Genomic DNA, 17,791 nt, shown 5'->3' with positions numbered 1-17,791 from the left:
AATATATCAACCATTAACGTTAATCATAGATAATTAGGCAAAAGTAAACATGAATAATAATGATAAAAAAATAGTTAATTTAATTGCCGATATTGGTGGCACTAACATTCGTTTAGCACAAGCTAATGCACAAAGTGAATCTCAATATACTGATATAGAAACGTATCAATGTGCTAAATTTGCGAGTTTAATCGATGTTATTGCACTATATATTAAAAACAAAAATATTGCTGACACCTGCATAAATGCTTGTTTAGCAATTGCTTGCCCCACAGATAAAGATATCATTTCGATGACGAATTTACCGTGGGAGTTTTCACAAAAAGCATTAATAGCAGCGCTTAACCTAAATAGTTTAACGATGATCAATGACTATACTGCTATTGCTATGGCAATTCCGCTATTAAATGATAACCAAAAAGTTAAAATTGGCGGTGGTGAAACCGTAGCTCAAATGCCTATTGCTGTATGCGGGCCAGGTACAGGTTTAGGTGTTGCACACATAGTACCCATATCCTCAAATGGAAAGAGTCAATGGCATTGTTTCAGCGGAGAAGGCGGTCATGTAGACTTTGCCGCCGTTGATAAACTTGATATGCAAATTCTTCAACATTTAAAAACGAACTTAGCACGAGTTTCTTACGAACAATTATTATCTGGTTACGGTTTAGAGCAAATTCATCAAGCAATTATTGCTATTAATGGACAAGATAAAGTATCCCTTTCCGCAGCTGAAATTAGCCAACAAGCAGTATCTGGCAAATGTCCTGTATGTAAGCAAGCATTAACGCAGTTCTGCAAAGTATTGGGAAGCTTCGCTGGTAACTTAGCCTTAACATTAAATTGCCAAGGAGGAGTTTATATTGCTGGTGGTATTGCGCCACGCTTTATCGACTTTATTAAAAACAGTGATTTTAGAGTCCGCTTTGAAGCAAAAGGACGCTTATCCAATATACCTAAACAAAGTCCCACCTATATTATCACTGAACCACAACCTGGTTTACTAGGCGCTGCGGCGCTGTTACTCCAGAGATAAAACGTTAACCCTACCAATAAGCAAAGAGTATTTATAGAAATTCGAAGTAAAAAAAAGTCCAAATAATATTATTTGGACTTTTTCATATTTATATTGTGCTCGTTACTTAAATAACGCAGCTGCAAGCCGAAGTCGATAACTCATTTATATTAGTTAAATTATTTAGCTGTTGCTCGTGAAACATAGTCGCCAGAACGAGTATCTATTCTTACTTTTTCACCAATTTGTACAAATAAAGGAACGCGAACTACGGCACCGGTTGATAAGGTTGCTGGTTTTCCGCCAGTTCCCGCAGTATCACCCTTTAAGCCAGGATCTGTTTCAGCAATGTCAATTTCAACAAAGTTTTGTGGTGTCACTGAAATAGGAGAGTTATTCCACAACGTAATAGTACAAATATCACCTTCAACTAACCATTTAGTTGTATCAGATACAGCTTTATCATCAGCAGCAATTTGTTCAAAGGTTTCATTGTTCATAAAATGCCAAAACTCACCATCAGCATATAAATAAGCAAGTTCAACATCCATTACATCAGCGCCTTCAACCGACTCACCTGATTTGAATGTTTTTTCTAATACTTTGTCTGATACTAGCTTGCGAATTTTAACACGGTTGAATGCTTGACCTTTACCAGGCTTAACCAATTCGTTTTCAAGGATATTACATGGTTCGCCATCAAGCATGATTTTAAGTCCAGCTTTAAACTGGTTAGTACTGAAATTAGCCATAAGTGTGCTCTTTAATTAATTGTCCATTACCTTCATACCCAATATACTACACAGCATCTAAGGTAGAGATCATAAGTTGAAATAAGAATTGTCGCAGATAATAACCCAAATTGACCCAAAATTGCATCTTTGTGATGAAAATTCATGGCAAAAAGATCTGCACCAGGTCATTACTGACCCTGAAAAGCTATTAACTTTGCTTGATATAAATAGTGCAGAGTATTTACAGCACTTCAACGCTAAACAGTTGTTCCCTGTTCGAGTGCCCTTACCTTTTATAAGTCGTATGAAAAAAAGCGACTTTAATGATCCTTTACTAAAACAAGTAATGCCCTTGTCTGATGAATTTGTTATGTCTGATGGTTTTAGCACTGACCCTTTAGAAGAGCATGATACAGTTGCAGAAGGTTTACTACACAAATATAAAAATCGTGTATTGATGATTGTAAGAGCGGGTTGCGCCGTTAACTGCCGCTATTGCTTTCGTCGACATTTCCCCTATCAAGATAACAGTCCTAACAAGCAACGGTGGCAGCAAGCATTAATATATATTGCTGAACACCAAGAAATTTCAGAAGTTATTTTTAGTGGTGGCGATCCTTTAATGGCCAACGATGATCACTTAACATGGCTAGTAGAACAAATTGAAGCCATTGCACATGTAAAGCGTCTACGCATTCATACAAGATTACCTGTTGTTATCCCTAACCGTATAACTAAGGGCTTAGTCAATTTATTAAGCCGTACCCGCTTAAAAGCAACCATGGTTTTACATATAAACCATGCTAATGAAATAGATAATAATTTTGCACAGGCACTGGAGCCATTACGTGAAGCCCGTATTCCCTTATTTAATCAAAGCGTATTACTTAAAGGTGTAAATGATAATAGCGACACGTTAATCGCGTTAAGTGAAAAAATGTTCGATATTGGTATCATACCCTATTATCTTCACCTTTTTGATCCTGTACAAGGCGCAGCCCACTTTGATGTAACAGAGAACAAAGCCGTTAAAATAGTTAACGAAATGCTTGCAAGCCTCCCCGGATTTTTAATGCCTAAATTGGTGCGTGAAATTGCAGGCCAAGCTAACAAAACACCAATAAATCTGACATAATTACTATTACTACCTGCTTTTATTATCACCTTTTGATCATAGAAGTTATTCTCGACTAGACAAATAAAGAAAAAATATGACTACTAAAGCTATTGAACAACAATTGATTGAAAACATTTCTTTGATTCTAAAAAAATCATTAACCGCTGATGCTACGTTGGCTGACTTACGTGAACATAAAAAGGCAGGATTTGAAGCTATTTTCAAAAAAGATGCTGGCTTTACTTGTTCCGCTAATACTTTCCAACCTTATGTGGAAGAAATAGCGGATGATTTATTACAATGGCAAGCGAACAAAGAACAATCGCAATTATTAATTCCTTTAGTAAAAAAAATTGAGCAATTGTTTACTGTATTAGCTGGCTTTGAACAAACCCATAGTAGTTAATAAGGCACACCTACTAGCTAATTAGGTAGTAAGATAATAAATATCCTGAAGTCATTAGGTATAGAAACAGCACACTCGCAAGATAAATAGGCTTAAAGCCTACGCCTTTAAATTTACTTAAACGTGTCTCTATACCTAATGCTGTCATCGCCATTGTTAGTGCAAAATTATCCAGTTGATTAAGATTATCAACCCAAGTTATTGGTAACAGGTTCAGCGAATTAAAGCCAACCACGCCGATGAAACCTAGAGCAAACCAAGGGATTGTAACAGCCCCTTTCTTTAGCGGGTTATCGTTAGTATTACATTGCGCTTTATTACTCTGCTTAGCTAAACTTGCCATCCAAACACCTAACACCAGTAAGAATGGTGCTAGCAGCATAACCCGTAACATTTTTACAATAACAGCCGTGTGAGCTATATCATCACCCATCGAAGCACCCGCACCAACAACATGAGCTACTTCATGTAATGTTGCCCCAACATACGCACCCATTGCTTGTTCAGTTAGCCTTAGACTTAAACCGAAAAAACCTTGTTGATACAACATCGGATAAATAAACATAGCAATAGTGCCAAAAATCACTACTGTTGCCACCGCAATAGTGGTTTTATAAGGTTCAGCTTTAATTACCGGCTCAGTTGCCAATACTGCCGCCGCACCACAAATTGAGCTTCCTGCACTAATTAGAATACTGGTGTCACGGTCTAGCTTTAATACTTTTGTGCCAAACCAATAACCAAAAACAAAGGTACTTATAACAATAATAGTACTCAGTAAAACGCCGGCAAAACCAACTTGTACAACGTCTTGAAATACCAAACGAAAACCATAAAAAACAATACCGGCACGTAATAGCGTTTTAGTCGAAAATAAAATGCCCCCGTGCCAAGCACTAGGAAACTTATGACGTAAGCTATTACCGTAAAATATACCAATCACAATACCAATAATTAACGGGCTAATAGCTAACTCTTTGAAAAAGGAAAGTTCGGCTAAATAGGTCGCCGTCATTGCTAATAATGCGACAAACAAAATGCCGTTTAGTGTATTTGCTCGATTATCTTTGGAAAACGGCATAGCATTCTCTTTAATCATTAATGTTAAGCATAATATATAGGGATAATCTAAATAAATAAAACAGATGTTTTTAATGTATTATATTAAAAATATTAATATAGAATAAATGAGTAAATTGCAGAGCAGCACATGAACATAACATTGAAACAATTAACAGTGTTTACCACAACCGCAAGACTAAACGGCATAACAAAAGCTGCGCAAGAGCTATCTATGACGCAGTCGGCGGCCAGTCAATCATTAAAAGAATTAGAAAACATATTAGGCTACCCGTTATTTACTCGCCATGGGCGTAAACTAGTGATTAACGCCCATGGACAAGTGTTACTCAGTAAAGCCACGCAGATGTTGGTATTACAAGATCAAATTCAACAACCGATAACCACTGAGTTACAAGGAGAATTAAAAGTAGCCGCCAGTGTTACTATCGGTTCGTATGTTATGCCACAGCTGTTAGCCAAGTTTATAGCAATACACCCTCAAGTAGAGCCAAAACTATTCATAAGTAATTCGGAACAAGTAACTGAGAAATTATTGGCCGGTCAAGCTCATATAGGTTTGATTGAAGCACCGCTTTCACATAAATCGTTAAGTTTATCGCCTTGGCGTAATGATCAACTCGTTGTTTTCTGTGCCAAAGATAATGTGTTAGCAAAACAAAAGAAATTAACCTTAACTGAAATGTCACAGCAACGCTGGATACTACGAGAGCACGGTTCAGGCACACGTGCAGTATTTATTAATGCTATGCAACAATTAGGCGGTACAATTAACCACAGCATGGACTTAGCAAGACAAGAGGCTATCAAGCAAACCGTTAAAGCTAATTTAGGTTTAGGGGTATTATCATTACTGTCGATACAAGAAGAACTAACACTTGGAATATTTAAGAGGCTAGAAACGCCCCTTAATTTAAATCGTCAATTATCTATAATAGAATCAGAGCATTATTGCCATGACCCACTTGTCAGTGCCTTTCATACTTTTCTAAACGAAAAATGATGGCATAATCATAAACAGGTAAACCACTACAATTATCAATAAAAAAGCTCAAGAAATACTTGAGCCTTATACTTAGTTATTTATAATTTAAACGTTAATAGGCTACTCTGGTAGCTTATCAAACCCCATATTAAACAGAGTAAATGCAAATAAATCGGCATATAGATCAATTGTCTTAGATACTGGTGTACCAGCACCGTGGCCGCCATTAGTTTCAATGCGAATTAAGGTTGGCGCAGTGCCTACTTGTTTAGCTTGTAATTCAGCAGCAAACTTAAAAGAATGTGCAGGTACAACACGGTCGTCATGATCACCCGTTGTAACTAATGTTGCCGGATAATTAACACCTTCTTTTACATTATGTACAGGAGAATAAGCTTGTAAATAATTAAACATTTCTTCGCTTTGCTCAGATGTTCCATAATCGTATGCCCAGCCAGCTCCCGACGTAAATGTGTGATAGCGCAACATATCTAAAACACCGACAGCAGGTAGTGCTACTTTCATTAAATCTGGTCGTTGGGTCATAACTGCACCAACTAACAAACCACCATTTGAGCCACCTTGAACGGCTAAATAAGCACTCGATGTATAGTTTTGATTAATAAGATATTCACCTGCCGCGATAAAATCATCAAAAACATTTTGTTTGTTTAATTGTGTGCCTGCATCATGCCATTCTTTACCATATTCACCACCACCGCGTAAGTTAGCAACAGCGTATATACCTCCTTGTTCCATCCATACCGCACGCGTAACACTAAAAAATGGTGTTAAGCTAATATTAAAACCACCATAGGCATATAACAATGTTGGATTTTTTCCGTTTAGCTCAATACCTTTTTTATAGGTAATAATCATAGGTACTTTAGTACCACCTTTTGAGCTATAGAAAACCTGCTTCGATTCAAAAGCGTCGCTGTCAAATTGAGCACCAGATTTGCGATACACCTCACTCTCGCCTTTTTCTATATTATAGCTATAGATAGTACTCGGCGTTTTGTAGTTACTAAAAGAGTAATACAAAGTGTTCTCATCTTTTTCACCTGAAAGTTCTGTTGAGCTCCCTACGCCGGGTAATTTAATCTCACGAATTTTATTACCTTGGTAATCGTATTGATAAACTTTAGAGATAGCATCAACCATATATTCAGTAAAGAAATAACCGCCGCCTGTTGATGCACTTAATACATTTTCAGTCTCAGGAATTAACTCTTTCCAATTTTTACGTTCTGGGGCATTTGCATTAACAGTCACAATTTTCTTATTAGGTGCATCAATATTTGTAACTAAAAATAACTTATCACCTTCATTTTCAATTAAGTAAGTATCACCAAGAAAATCATCCGCAATGGTTATTAAAGGGCTATTAGGTTTAGTTAAGTCTTTTAAATAAAGATTGTTACCAGAAGTTGACGTTGAACCAGAAATTAATAAGTAATGATTATCTTTAGTTACATCGCCACCAACATAACGATGTTTTTCTTCGCTCGTTGCACCAAAAATAACTTGGTCATTTTTTTGGTCTTGTCCCAAAGCGTGATAATAGAGTTTGTGTTGATCTGTTTTAGCTGAAAGCTCGCTTCCGGTAGGCTTATCATAACTTGAATAATAAAAACCTTCATTTTTGTACCAAGAAATGCCGGAGAACTTCACATCAATTAAAGGGGTTTCTAAAACTTTCTTAGTTTTTGCGTCAATAATAATGATTTTACGCCAATCGCTACCACCTTCTGAAATAGCATATGCCGCGATTGAACCGTCTTTAGAAAAACTCAGTTGCCCCATAGAAGTAGTGCCATCATCACTAAATGTATTAGGATCTAGAAATACTTCAGCTGCACCATCCCCTTTTTGGCGATAAACGACGTATTGATTTTGTAAACCATCATTCTTGTAAAAATAAGTGTAATCACCTTCTTTAAAAGGAGCTCCTACTTTTTCGTAATTCCAAAGCTCACCCAAACGTGATTTTAATTGCTCTCTAAAAGGTATTTTTCCTAAATAATCAAACGTTAACTCGTTTTGTGCTTTAACCCAATCACTGGTTTCTTCACTACGGTCATCTTCTAACCAACGATAAGGATCTGCGACATTAGCACCAAAGTACGTATCAACTACATTTCCTTTGTGCGTTACTGGATAGTTTATATTTGGTGACTGTGAAGCAATTGAAGTTGCACTCTGTTCAGGTATATTACCTGAACATGCAGTTAATATGCTCGTTAAGAGTATGACCTTAGTTTTCATTCAGTTTCTCATTTAGTTATATGAAGTTAATATTAGGTGATGATGAGAAAGATCGTTTAAAGAAAATAAATATTGTTAGATGATCAAAATATATTCGAGGACAACATCTACCTTTAATACTTCCTTTAGGGAACTTTCCTTGTAAATTTAGCAAAATAATTTTTATAAAATAGTAAAATAATTTTATTATGCTTTATATGGTAATAAAGCAATAGCCCATTTGAAATCAAGTTATTTAAACGTGCTTCGACTTCAATCATAAATTGATTCAAAACTTTTTTTTATGGTTATTCTTCTAGCAAAAATCGCTCTTTAAATACATCTAAAAACCACTCATCAAGCATGTTTTTTTCATAACCTAACAATTCATTTCGATACCTTAGACGACTTCCCATCATAAAGCTCATGTCTTTAAGTATCACTTCAGCAGAGTCAATTTCATTGCCATCAGCACCCACTAATTGATAAGAAAAGTTGATTCTAGGGAAATAAATATCTTTAACAATTCGAATTTGGTCTATGCCTCCGGCCAATGTATCACCAGCTAAATCAACATCAGTCACGTCAATTTTTAAAACTTGCCCTTCTGGAAGTTTCTCAGCAAGTTTAGCAATGTGTTTTTCTAAATTATGAAAGGTGCTTTCACGAAAGTGTTTTCGACTGCCATTACCTGGTCGAATATCTCGATATTTTTCATAGTCTGTCCAAGTCACTTCTGATGTCGCCGCACAAGCAATGCCAGAAGATGATAACGTAATAAACAAGCTAAATAATATTGTGGTTAATATTTTCATCACTCTATCCTATTGATAATGGGTATAAGCTATTAAAGCATATTTACCGCAATGAGATTGTAAAAAGTTGTAACAACATAACGAGTAAAATAACGCCATCAGGAAAATTTTTATGTGCGCTTTAAGGCTAGAAATATACAAGTCAAATTAACGAAATATTAATAAGTCACTGTGCCACGAATTGGATAATCATCTTGGTTACGAACAAAAGTTAAACCTCTTACGACAACATCTAATTCTGGACGTAGAAATGGTGTGTTAGAAATATTTACTGCTTGAGTATTACCTTCATCGTTAATAATAAATAGTCCAGGTTCAGCGAAGTTATGATCAGTTTCTTGCTCAGAGCGGGGAGCTGAGATATAAAGCCCTAATTGCTGCATTTGCTGCTCAGTTAAACCGTAAGCAATAGGATAAGTTATTGATAATTGCTCCATAGTCCCTTCAAGTTGAGCTTTTGAGTCGGCTGAAATAGCCGATACGCTCACACCAATCGCCTTTAATGCTTCTTGCTGTTCTTCTAATAAATTTAAGTATCGAACACATAGTGGACAATGCTTACCTCTATACACAATAATCATCTGCCAATCAGCACCGCTATGTGCTTTACTCATATCTACAGTCGTACCGTTAAGCAATGTTGCTTCAATAGCAGGAAAAATATTACCAGCTGTTATTTTTACTGAGTTTGTCATAGTGATCTCTTTAATTATTAGTGAATTTTACTGTTGTTAATCTGTAAGGTAAATACAACAAGTGTACCCACCATAATAGTTAAGCTGTTGGTATACAATAGGTTGTCATTACTCACAACATTTAGCTTGTTCATACAAACGGCTAACAAAGTTTAAACATGAGCCAATGTTATTTTTTTGCTAACGAATTAAAAGTAGCACTAATTGCAATAAATATAACACTAACCGCCACAACGCCAGGCCATTGATAAAGCGAAAAGGCTGTAACACCGGCAACAGAGCCAAGCGCGCCACCAAGATAATAACCTAACATATAAATACCATTAATTCGGCTTTGTGCACTTGGGTCGATACTAAAGACACGTACTTGATTGGCTACTTGTGCACTAAAAATGGCAAAATCGATTAAAACAATACCGATAATTAAAGCAATTAAATTTCCTGTAAAGACACCCGTGATAGCAAAACCTATTGCCGCAAGTATCAGCACCATCATGATTAATTTTTTAGAGCCTAATGTATTAACCCATTTACCTGACGATTTTGCGCCAATAACGCCCGCTAACGCAATAACACCAAAGAACCCGGCTTCTTGTGCATTGTAGTTAAAAGGAGTGTCGCTTACATAAATAGCTAATGTTGCCCAGAGTACATTAAAAGCAGCAAACCAAAATGCGCCTGATAAGGTGTAAATTTGTAGCGATTTATGCTGAAAAAACAAACCGACAGTACTTTTAATAAGTGGTAAATAACGTAAATTGGTTTGTGGTTTATTGGTTGGTAGAAATAACTGTAACAAAACACCAAAGATAGCAGCCAAAACTGCTGACATAATAAAGACACTACGCCAGCCAAACTGCTCACCAACAAAACCACTTAAGGTTCTTGAAAGTAAAATACCAAGTGTTAACCCCATCATTAACGTGCCCAAGGTTGCGCCTTTGTTATCTGCCGACACCATAGAAGCAGCGAATGGTATTAACTGCTGGGTAATATTGGCACTAACACCAATTAAAAAAACCGCGCCCAATAATATTGGTAAGCTTGGTGCTATTACGGCAGCTGCACAGGCAAGGACTAAAACACACGACAAAATACTAATTAAGCGCCGGCGGGCAATAGAGTCACCTAACGGAGAGATAAATAGCAACGCAAAAGCGTAACCAAATTGGGTAAACGCTGGAATACTCCCTAACTGTGAGTAAGTTAAATTAAACTCATCGGCAATAAGCGGTAAAATTGGTTGGCTGTAGTATAGATTTGCCGCTGTAGCCGCAATTGCGGTAGTCATCAGCAATAATATAAATCGGCTCAATGACTGACTTTCTTTAGGGTTGTTCATGGTGTGTCTTGGGTAGATAAATTATCTATGGATAATAGGCTTTATTAACCTATAACAAAAATGGTAATATATTATTGAATCAATACTAAAAATGTATAAATAGAATTTTAATCTAAACCACTTGTATATAAGAAGTAACTAAAAAGTGAATCAGCTATGGAACTAAAAATACTAAAAAGCTTTATTACCGTGGCTAAATACAAAAGTTTTTCAGACGCTGCTCGCGAATTACATACGGTTCAGCCTGCTATTAGTCGTCATATATCTACCTTAGAAACCGAGCTTGGTGTAGTTTTGTTTAACCGTAATTCACGTGATGTAACAATTACTGAAGCCGGAGAGCAATTATTAAAAGATGCTATGACCATTTTATCCTTAACTGAGCAAGCTAAAACCCAAGTAAAACTTGCACACAATGGTCAAATAGGTTCACTTAATATTGCTTATTTAGGCTCCGCCTGTTTATCATTCATGGCTACCTTAGTGCTTACTTATCGGTCTCAATTCCCACATGTTCATGTAACCTTATTTGAAATGACAGCAACAGAACAAATTGACGCATTGAAAAATGAACAAATAGATATTGCTTTTTCAAGACCGCTACCCAATTCAATTAATGACGACTTTATTAGCCATTGCATTTATATTGATAAGTTAGTTGCTATCGTTAATGAAAACCATAAATTTGCAAAGAACCAAAGCATCAATTTAGCACAGTTAAAAGACGAGCACTTTATACTTTTTAATCGCGATGAAGCACTCGGGTTATTTGATGAAACAATAATACATTGTAAACAAGCAGGGTTCTCACCGAACATAATCAGCCAACCAAGGCATATGCAAACCTTAGTAACTGAAGTAGCGGCTGGGTTAGGTGTTGCAATTGCCCCTTACTGTATTCGTAAGTTATATAGTGAAGGGTGTAAATTTATTGAATTAGATAATGTAAATACACAAATCCCACTACATATTCAATATAAAAAAACGAGTAATAACGCAACAGTAAATGCCTTCATTCATATAGTGCTAGCCGCAAAAGAAGAAATAGAACACGGTATGACTAGGTTGTCATAATTAGAGCAATACTTGGTTCTTTAAATAAATAAAAGAAAGTCTTTAGATAAAAATAGCACTAGTATCAATACTATATACCTATATTTAAGTACTCAGATAAGTATAGACACTCAAATAATAAACATTTAGTTAACAAATAACGATAAAAAAACACTAAACTTTTTTAAAGCTAACTATGATTATGAATAGCGAAAAGGTACTATAGCCCCTTTTTTCATGCTGTTCATTCAGCATCGTAATTTTTGTTAAATTTATAGTTTTTGGAGTTATTTTTTATGCCATTTCAGGTAGGTCAGCGTTGGATAAGTGACAGTGAGTCAGATCAAGGGTTAGGGACAGTTACAAATATAGAGCACAGGTTCGTTACAATTGTCTTTACTGCCACTGGTGAATCACGTCAATATGCCAAAGCGAATGCCCCTTTAACTCGTGTTATCTTTAACCAAGGTGACACCATTCCAAGCCATGAAGGTTGGAGATTAAAGGTAACCTCAAGCTCTGAAGAACATGGCATTATTACCTATCATGGCATAAAACAAGGTAATGATCTAAACGAAGAAACCTCATTAAAAGAGGTGATGATAGATCACTTTATAAAATTTAATAAACCTCACGACCGTTTACTTAACAGCCAAGTTGATAGACTTGACTGGTTCCGCTTGCGTAAAGACTGTTTACACCATCAGTATGAACAGCAACAATCTGAATTGATGGGTTTAACTGGCGCTCGCGTTAGCCTTATTCCTCATCAGCTTTATATTGCTGATGAGGTTGGTAACCGCTTTGCTCCTCGTGTTTTGCTTGCCGATGAAGTAGGTTTAGGTAAAACCATCGAAGCGGGTTTGATAATACATCAACAGCTTGTTAGTGGACGCGCAAAACGTATTTTGATCATAGTCCCTGAGTCACTAATGCATCAATGGTTAGTAGAGATGCTACGTCGCTTTAATTTAAGCTTCAGCATTTTTGATGAAGACCGGTGTGATGAAGTCGCTGGTGAAGATAATGTAAACCCATTTAGCAGTGAACAATTAGTGCTAGTTAACTTAGGTTTTGTTACTAAAAATCCTAAATGGTACGACGAATTAATTAGTGAAGACTGGGATTTAATGGTAGTAGATGAAGCTCATCATTTAAATTACCACAAAGAAAAACCAAGTATCGAATATCAGTGTATTGAGCAATTAGCACAAGTAATCCCTGGCGTATTATTACTTACCGCAACACCTGATCAATTAGGTCATGAGAGTCACTTTGCTCGCTTGCGATTACTGGATCCTGATAGATTTTTCGATTACGACAAGTTTATAGAAGAAGAGTCTCGCTATAGCGAAATAGCTGATGCAGCCAATGCCTTAGTTGAAGGCGAAAAGCTTTCTTCAGTACAAGAAAGTACCTTATCGGCATTACTAAAAGAATCAGATATTAGCCAACAGCTAACCCAACTAAACGATAGCAATGCTGATGTTCAACAAAAAGTTCGTAAGCAGTTACTATCTCAATTACTTGATAGACACGGCACCGGTCGTATTTTATTTAGAAACTCGCGTAATACAATTAAAGGTTTCCCTGCGCGTGAAGCACACCCAGCACCATTAATTATGCCTGAGCAATATCAAGAGTCATTGAATGAATTTATGCTAAGCGGTTGCCCTGAAACATTGGCTAGCTCAAAACAAGCCAAGTTCGTTTTCACACCTGAAATGCTATACAGCTTAGATCATCAAAATGAAGTATGGACGGACTTTGATCCACGTGTTGATTATTTAATTGATTTGCTTCAGTCGTTAAAAAAAGAAAAAGTATTAGTGATTTGTGCACATGCACAAACAGCGATAGATTTAGAGGCAGCTCTTCGTATTAAAGAAGGTATTCGCTCAGCAGTATTTCATGAAGGTCTATCGATATTTGAACGCGATAAAGCCGCTGCGTATTTTGCCCAAGATGAAGACAGCGCACAATTGCTGCTTTGCTCTGAAATAGGCAGTGAAGGACGAAACTTTCAGTTTGCGCATCACTTAGTCTTATTTGATTTACCGAGCAACCCTGACTTATTAGAGCAACGTATTGGTCGTCTTGATCGTATAGGTCAAACCGAAATTATTCGTTTGCATATTCCTTATTTTCAAGATTCTGCACAACACTTGTTACTCGATTGGTATCAACAAGGAATGCAAGCCTTTGAACATACCTGCATTACTGGCCGCGTAGTTTATGAAGCTTATGGCGAACAATTACTGGCATTAGCGTTAAGTGACCAACAAGTGTCTAGCCAAGCAGAGCAACTCGTTAGTGATAGTTGGAAAAAACATTGTCAGCTAAAAGCGGAGTTAGAATCTGGCCGTGATAAGTTACTTGAACTGAATTCATCAGGTCAAGGGCGTGCTCATGAGTTAGTAGAAAAAATTGAGAAAAATGACAAACAAATTTATTTACCGCAATTTATGTTTCAAGCGTTAGATGTGTTTGGCGTACAACAAGATGACAAAGCGGATAACTCCATCGCATTGAATCAAAGTGAGCACATGCTTAATAGTAATTTTCCATGCTTACCAGAAGATGGAACCACTGTTACTTTTGATCGTAATACCGCCTTAATTAATGAAAACTACCAGTTACTGACTTGGGATCATCCAATGGTTAGGGGTGTACTAGATTTAGTACTCAGCGACGAAATTGGTAATGCAAGTATTGGGCTATTAAAAAATGAAGCCTTGCCTGTAGGTACTTTCTTTTTAGAATGTTTATTCACTGTTGAAGCGACAGCGCCTGCACACTTGCAATTAGGCCGTTATTTACCAACCACACCTATTCGAATTTTAGTTGATAAAACAGGTAATAATCTTGCTGATAAAGTAAGTGAGTCTGTTTTAGATAACCAATTAGCACCCGTTAAAAAACAAATAGCCTTACAATTAATTAAAGCGTTAAAATCACAAATTGGACCGCTAGTCACGCAAGCCGAAAGCCATGGTAAGCAACAAATTGAAGCTATTCAAACAAAAGCATTAGAAAATATGCAAACTAAGCTTGAACAAGAGCAACAACGATTAACTGCATTAAAAGCCGTTAACCCAAGTGTTCGACAAGCCGAAATTGACTTTATTGCTCATCAACAAAGTCAATTAACGCATTATATTGATAAAGCCCAGCTCACTTTTGAAGCCGTTCGTATGATAGTAGTGACTCATTAATGGCTGCTAATCCAGACTTTGTATATACACCACCAATGACACCTTATCTTGATATTATTTTTCAAGATGAGGACATTGTTGTACTAAATAAAAGTAGCGGGCTATTGAGCGTTCCAGGACGCTTACCTGAACACCAAGACTGCTTACAAAATAGAGTTCAACGAGTGCTTCCCACAGCAACCGTAGTTCACCGTTTAGATATGGCAACGTCTGGTATTATGATTATGGCGCTAAATAAACCTGCCCATGTTTCTATTAGCCGACAGTTTGAACAACGAAAAACTAAAAAGAGCTATATTGCCCGTGTATATGGTCACGTAAAAGATCAAGAAGGCAGTGTTGACTTACCATTAATATGTGATTGGCCAAATAGACCAAAACAGAAAGTAGATCATGAAAATGGCAAGCAATCGTTAACGCACTATCAAGTATTAAGTTACAACGACTTAAACTCTGATGAAGAAAGTAGTTTAGTTGAATTAACGCCTGTTACAGGGCGCTCTCATCAATTAAGAGTGCATATGCTAGCGTTAGGGCACCCAATTTTAGGTGATAGACTGTATGCTCACGAGCAAGCTTTAGCAGCGAGTTCACGGTTAACATTACATGCAAGAAATCTAAGCTTAGCGCACCCTGTAACAGGAGAATTACTCAATTTTGTTGCCCCTTGCCCATTTACTTAAGACTTTGAGTTATTAGATTTAGACATTAGGTTAGGATAAGGGATTAATAGATTATGTTAATATTTTTACCTGCTAGGCCGATATATATTATTGTTCATTATCTAAGCTAGCTTTTGAACTAATATTTCAATAATTATTCGATAAGTATTAAAATTAAGGATTACTGTGCGATCATCATTAACATTATCTAAACTAATCATATTTATCATATTATTAACCTGGATAAATATAAATGCTGTCGCACAGCAAGATGCTGCAACTGAAACAAAAGATGATGCTGCTCAAATTTCTGAAGACTCAATTAAATCAGAAGGTGCTCAAAACACTCCCCCCGAAGATACTCCTACGCTACCGCTAATTTCTCTTTCACAACAACATAAAGATGACTTAACACATTATTTACCTACCAAAAATGTAAAACCATTATTAGCAGGTACTGATGATTACATTACGTTAATAACAGAAAATACCAGTGTAAATAGTAAAGGTGTTGCAATTTTATTACCTGACTGGCAGCAAGGAGCAACTAACCCTAAAGCAATAAATTTCTTACGAAATCAGCTGCCTCAACATGGTTGGACAACGATTAGTATTCAGCCAACGGATAAACCAGAAAATTACCCTTCTTCTGCGATAAAAGTGGATGTTCAGCAAGAAGAAAATCAAACTATAATTAACGACTACAAAATAAAACTTGCCACTATGATCAATGCAGTGCTCAGCATGGCGAAAGATTATCCTGGTATAGTAATGATTATTGCTCAAGGCAACCATGGTGCAATACTCGTCGATCTATTAAGCCAAAGCGGTGAGCAACCCAATATTAGCCAAGTACCTAACGCACTTATTTTATTAAGTAGTTATGTATTAACCAATGAAAAATTAATTGATAAAGCTAACACCGACTTTGCAAAAAAATTAGCCGCGAGTGAATACCCTGTACTAGATTTATACCTAAAAAAAGATAATCACTTTGCGCTATATAAAGCAAAAGAACGTTTGTTATTGTCTAAGCAAGAAATGAAAGTCTATTATCGTCAGCGCCAACTAAACAATAGCGCTATGGGGTACTATCCAGAAACAGAACTACTTACTCAAGTAAATAGTTGGTTGAAGTCTATTGGCTGGTAAGATTTAAGTTAAAAGCTTAAAACCTCTATTATCAAACGCCCAATAGTATGACGATGTAATTACCCTCAATAACAGTTAATACTCTGTATAGCCGTTCTTATCTCGAACAGCGATCTAATATCAGTTTCATTAATTAAGTGAACAATTTTATACGTAGAAAAAATCGCCAAACACAAGGAATTTATTTCAATAACTAGTTGTTCTAACTATTAAATAAATAACGATGTAGTTGGTGATTTTAGCAAGTAGTAATGATCACATAGTTAGTGAGATTGGTATAAATAGCGTAAACCAAGTTAGGATTAAATAACCATTTCCCTATACTTGGTTCAAAGCTTATTTATGTCACTGGGATTTCTATAAACAAGGTAATTAAATTTTTTTACGATTGTTTTGAAATCAAATCGTATGCGGCTTGAATATCTTGAGTCTTCTCTTTTGCTGCTTCCATCATTGCAGGTGGCAATCCCTTAGCAATTAATTTATCCGGATGGTGTTGAGACATAAGCTTACGATAAGCTTTTTTAATATCACCTTTAGAATCGTCTTTACTCACCCCTAAAATTTTATAAGCATTATCTAACTGCCCGGCATTCGTTGATGCATTTTCTCCATTGAATTGCTGATAACTCTGCCCTGCTTGTTGATTAAAAGCGGCGCCGGCAATAATCATTTCAAGTAAATTATCTAATTGACGGGCTGAATAACCTAAAAATTTAGCAGTAGTATGTAAAACTTCACGCTCTTTGGCATCTAAATCGCCATCAGAAAAAGCTACTTGAATTTGAATTTCTAAAAACATCAATCGTAAATCATGGCGATTACCACAAATACGCTTAAATTTTCTTAGCCGTTCTTCTAAAGGGAATCCTGTGGTTTTCCCCTCACGAAATGCATCTTGTGCTTGCTGACGTAACTCATTGGATAAATTAAGTTTATCCATATAAGCACTTGCAAAAGCTATTTCATGATTAGTGACCTGACCTTTTGCTTTAGCGACATGTCCCATAACAGAAAAGGTTGTGTAAAAGAAAGCAGCTTGACGAGCAACATCATCTTCCTTACCACCCGTGACACCATCAAAATCAAAACCGCGTCCACGATCAAACATATGTCCTAACCAGACACCTAATAACGCACCAAATAGATTTTTGCTCAGCATAAAGCCAAATAAAAATCCTAAAACTTTCCCCCAAATACGCATTTTTTAATCATTCTCCTACACTTTATGTGCTATTTGCTTGCTTCTCGTAGCTAGAAGGCTATATTTCCT

15 protein-coding genes are annotated in these 17,791 nt (G+C 36.4%); 8 read left to right on the top strand and 7 right to left on the bottom strand.

Going from position 1 to position 17,791, the window contains the following annotated elements; genetic code table 11:
- Positions 1-49: 49 nt before the first annotated feature.
- Positions 50-1,036 (top strand): glucokinase, encoded by a 987-nt coding sequence (locus tag GQS55_RS02515; protein WP_159817667.1) that lies wholly within the window; start codon positions 50-52, stop codon positions 1,034-1,036.
- 158 nt (positions 1,037-1,194) lie between these two features.
- Here GQS55_RS02515 and efp read toward each other — a convergent pair whose 3' ends face one another.
- Entirely contained in the window at positions 1,195-1,767 is a 573-nt protein-coding gene (gene efp, locus GQS55_RS02510) for an elongation factor P (protein ID WP_159817665.1), read from the bottom strand.
- Between the two features lie 88 nt (positions 1,768-1,855).
- On the opposite strand from efp, the gene epmB reads away from it, so the two are divergent.
- On the top strand, positions 1,856-2,884 hold the full coding sequence (gene epmB / locus GQS55_RS02505) for an EF-P beta-lysylation protein EpmB (protein ID WP_159817663.1): 1,029 nt from the start codon (positions 1,856-1,858) through the stop codon (positions 2,882-2,884).
- Between the two features lie 76 nt (positions 2,885-2,960).
- Positions 2,961-3,272 (top strand): hypothetical protein, encoded by a 312-nt coding sequence (locus tag GQS55_RS02500; protein ID WP_159817661.1) that lies wholly within the window; start codon positions 2,961-2,963, stop codon positions 3,270-3,272.
- A gap of 13 nt (positions 3,273-3,285) precedes the next feature.
- Here the strand turns inward: GQS55_RS02500 and GQS55_RS02495 are convergent, their stop codons facing one another.
- Positions 3,286-4,353: a YeiH family protein gene (locus GQS55_RS02495; protein ID WP_159817659.1), complete on the bottom strand. Its 1,068-nt coding sequence runs from the start codon at positions 4,351-4,353 to the stop codon at positions 3,286-3,288.
- A 129-nt stretch (positions 4,354-4,482) separates the two neighbouring features.
- Between GQS55_RS02495 and GQS55_RS02490 the strand changes: the two genes are divergently transcribed.
- Positions 4,483-5,355: a LysR substrate-binding domain-containing protein gene (locus tag GQS55_RS02490; RefSeq protein WP_159817657.1), complete on the top strand. Its 873-nt coding sequence runs from the start codon at positions 4,483-4,485 to the stop codon at positions 5,353-5,355.
- A gap of 102 nt (positions 5,356-5,457) precedes the next feature.
- Here the strand turns inward: GQS55_RS02490 and GQS55_RS02485 are convergent, their stop codons facing one another.
- From GQS55_RS02485 to GQS55_RS02470, 4 genes are all read right to left on the bottom strand, one after another.
- Positions 5,458-7,605: a prolyl oligopeptidase family serine peptidase gene (locus GQS55_RS02485; RefSeq protein ID WP_159817655.1), complete on the bottom strand. Its 2,148-nt coding sequence runs from the start codon at positions 7,603-7,605 to the stop codon at positions 5,458-5,460.
- Positions 7,606-7,892: 287 nt separating this feature from the next.
- Positions 7,893-8,399 (bottom strand): DUF3016 domain-containing protein, encoded by a 507-nt coding sequence (locus GQS55_RS02480; protein WP_159817653.1) that lies wholly within the window; start codon positions 8,397-8,399, stop codon positions 7,893-7,895.
- 158 nt (positions 8,400-8,557) lie between these two features.
- Positions 8,558-9,094 carry a redoxin domain-containing protein gene (locus GQS55_RS02475; RefSeq protein WP_159817651.1) on the bottom strand — a complete coding sequence of 179 codons (537 nt, stop codon included), beginning with the start codon at positions 9,092-9,094 and terminating at the stop codon, positions 8,558-8,560.
- Positions 9,095-9,263: 169 nt separating this feature from the next.
- Positions 9,264-10,436, bottom strand: a complete 1,173-nt coding sequence (locus tag GQS55_RS02470) for an MFS transporter (RefSeq protein ID WP_159817649.1) — start codon at positions 10,434-10,436, stop codon at positions 9,264-9,266.
- Between the two features lie 156 nt (positions 10,437-10,592).
- Between GQS55_RS02470 and GQS55_RS02465 the strand changes: the two genes are divergently transcribed.
- From GQS55_RS02465 to GQS55_RS02450, 4 genes are all read left to right on the top strand, one after another.
- Complete coding sequence (locus GQS55_RS02465) at positions 10,593-11,510, top strand: LysR family transcriptional regulator (RefSeq protein ID WP_159817647.1); 918 nt, start codon at positions 10,593-10,595, stop codon at positions 11,508-11,510.
- A gap of 275 nt (positions 11,511-11,785) precedes the next feature.
- Positions 11,786-14,704: an RNA polymerase-associated protein RapA gene (rapA, locus tag GQS55_RS02460; protein ID WP_159817645.1), complete on the top strand. Its 2,919-nt coding sequence runs from the start codon at positions 11,786-11,788 to the stop codon at positions 14,702-14,704.
- Positions 14,704-15,387 carry a bifunctional tRNA pseudouridine(32) synthase/23S rRNA pseudouridine(746) synthase RluA gene (gene rluA, locus GQS55_RS02455; RefSeq protein ID WP_159817643.1) on the top strand — a complete coding sequence of 228 codons (684 nt, stop codon included), beginning with the start codon at positions 14,704-14,706 and terminating at the stop codon, positions 15,385-15,387. Before rapA ends, rluA begins: the two co-directional genes overlap by 1 nt.
- 165 nt (positions 15,388-15,552) lie before the next feature.
- Entirely contained in the window at positions 15,553-16,518 is a 966-nt protein-coding gene (locus tag GQS55_RS02450) for a DUF3530 family protein (RefSeq protein ID WP_236559741.1), read from the top strand.
- A gap of 382 nt (positions 16,519-16,900) precedes the next feature.
- On the opposite strand, the gene djlA is transcribed toward GQS55_RS02450, so the two are convergent.
- On the bottom strand, positions 16,901-17,722 hold the full coding sequence (gene djlA / locus GQS55_RS02445) for a co-chaperone DjlA (RefSeq protein WP_159817641.1): 822 nt from the start codon (positions 17,720-17,722) through the stop codon (positions 16,901-16,903).
- Positions 17,723-17,791 lie beyond the last annotated feature (69 nt).

The organism is Colwellia sp. 20A7, assembly GCF_009832865.1.
Taxonomy (GTDB): Bacteria; Pseudomonadota; Gammaproteobacteria; order Enterobacterales; family Alteromonadaceae; genus Colwellia.
The sequence above is the reverse complement of the archived record's forward strand: the minus strand, read 5'-3'. Positions and strand labels throughout refer to the sequence as shown.

Excerpts from the sequence above, each read along its gene's own strand:
- GQS55_RS02470 (WP_159817649.1), bottom strand. The coding sequence starts at position 10,436 with ATGAACAACCCTAAAGAAAGTCAGTCATTGAGCCGATTTATATTATTG.
- efp (WP_159817665.1), bottom strand. The coding sequence starts at position 1,767 with ATGGCTAATTTCAGTACTAACCAGTTTAAAGCTGGACTTAAAATCATG.
- rluA (WP_159817643.1), top strand. The coding sequence starts at position 14,704 with ATGGCTGCTAATCCAGACTTTGTATATACACCACCAATGACACCTTAT.
- GQS55_RS02485 (WP_159817655.1), bottom strand. The coding sequence starts at position 7,605 with ATGAAAACTAAGGTCATACTCTTAACGAGCATATTAACTGCATGTTCA.
- GQS55_RS02490 (WP_159817657.1), top strand. The coding sequence starts at position 4,483 with ATGAACATAACATTGAAACAATTAACAGTGTTTACCACAACCGCAAGA.
- djlA (WP_159817641.1), bottom strand. The coding sequence starts at position 17,722 with ATGCGTATTTGGGGGAAAGTTTTAGGATTTTTATTTGGCTTTATGCTG.
- rapA (WP_159817645.1), top strand. The coding sequence starts at position 11,786 with ATGCCATTTCAGGTAGGTCAGCGTTGGATAAGTGACAGTGAGTCAGAT.
- GQS55_RS02500 (WP_159817661.1), top strand. The coding sequence starts at position 2,961 with ATGACTACTAAAGCTATTGAACAACAATTGATTGAAAACATTTCTTTG.
- GQS55_RS02515 (WP_159817667.1), top strand. The coding sequence starts at position 50 with ATGAATAATAATGATAAAAAAATAGTTAATTTAATTGCCGATATTGGT.
- GQS55_RS02480 (WP_159817653.1), bottom strand. The coding sequence starts at position 8,399 with ATGAAAATATTAACCACAATATTATTTAGCTTGTTTATTACGTTATCA.
- GQS55_RS02465 (WP_159817647.1), top strand. The coding sequence starts at position 10,593 with ATGGAACTAAAAATACTAAAAAGCTTTATTACCGTGGCTAAATACAAA.
- GQS55_RS02495 (WP_159817659.1), bottom strand. The coding sequence starts at position 4,353 with ATGCCGTTTTCCAAAGATAATCGAGCAAATACACTAAACGGCATTTTG.
- GQS55_RS02475 (WP_159817651.1), bottom strand. The coding sequence starts at position 9,094 with ATGACAAACTCAGTAAAAATAACAGCTGGTAATATTTTTCCTGCTATT.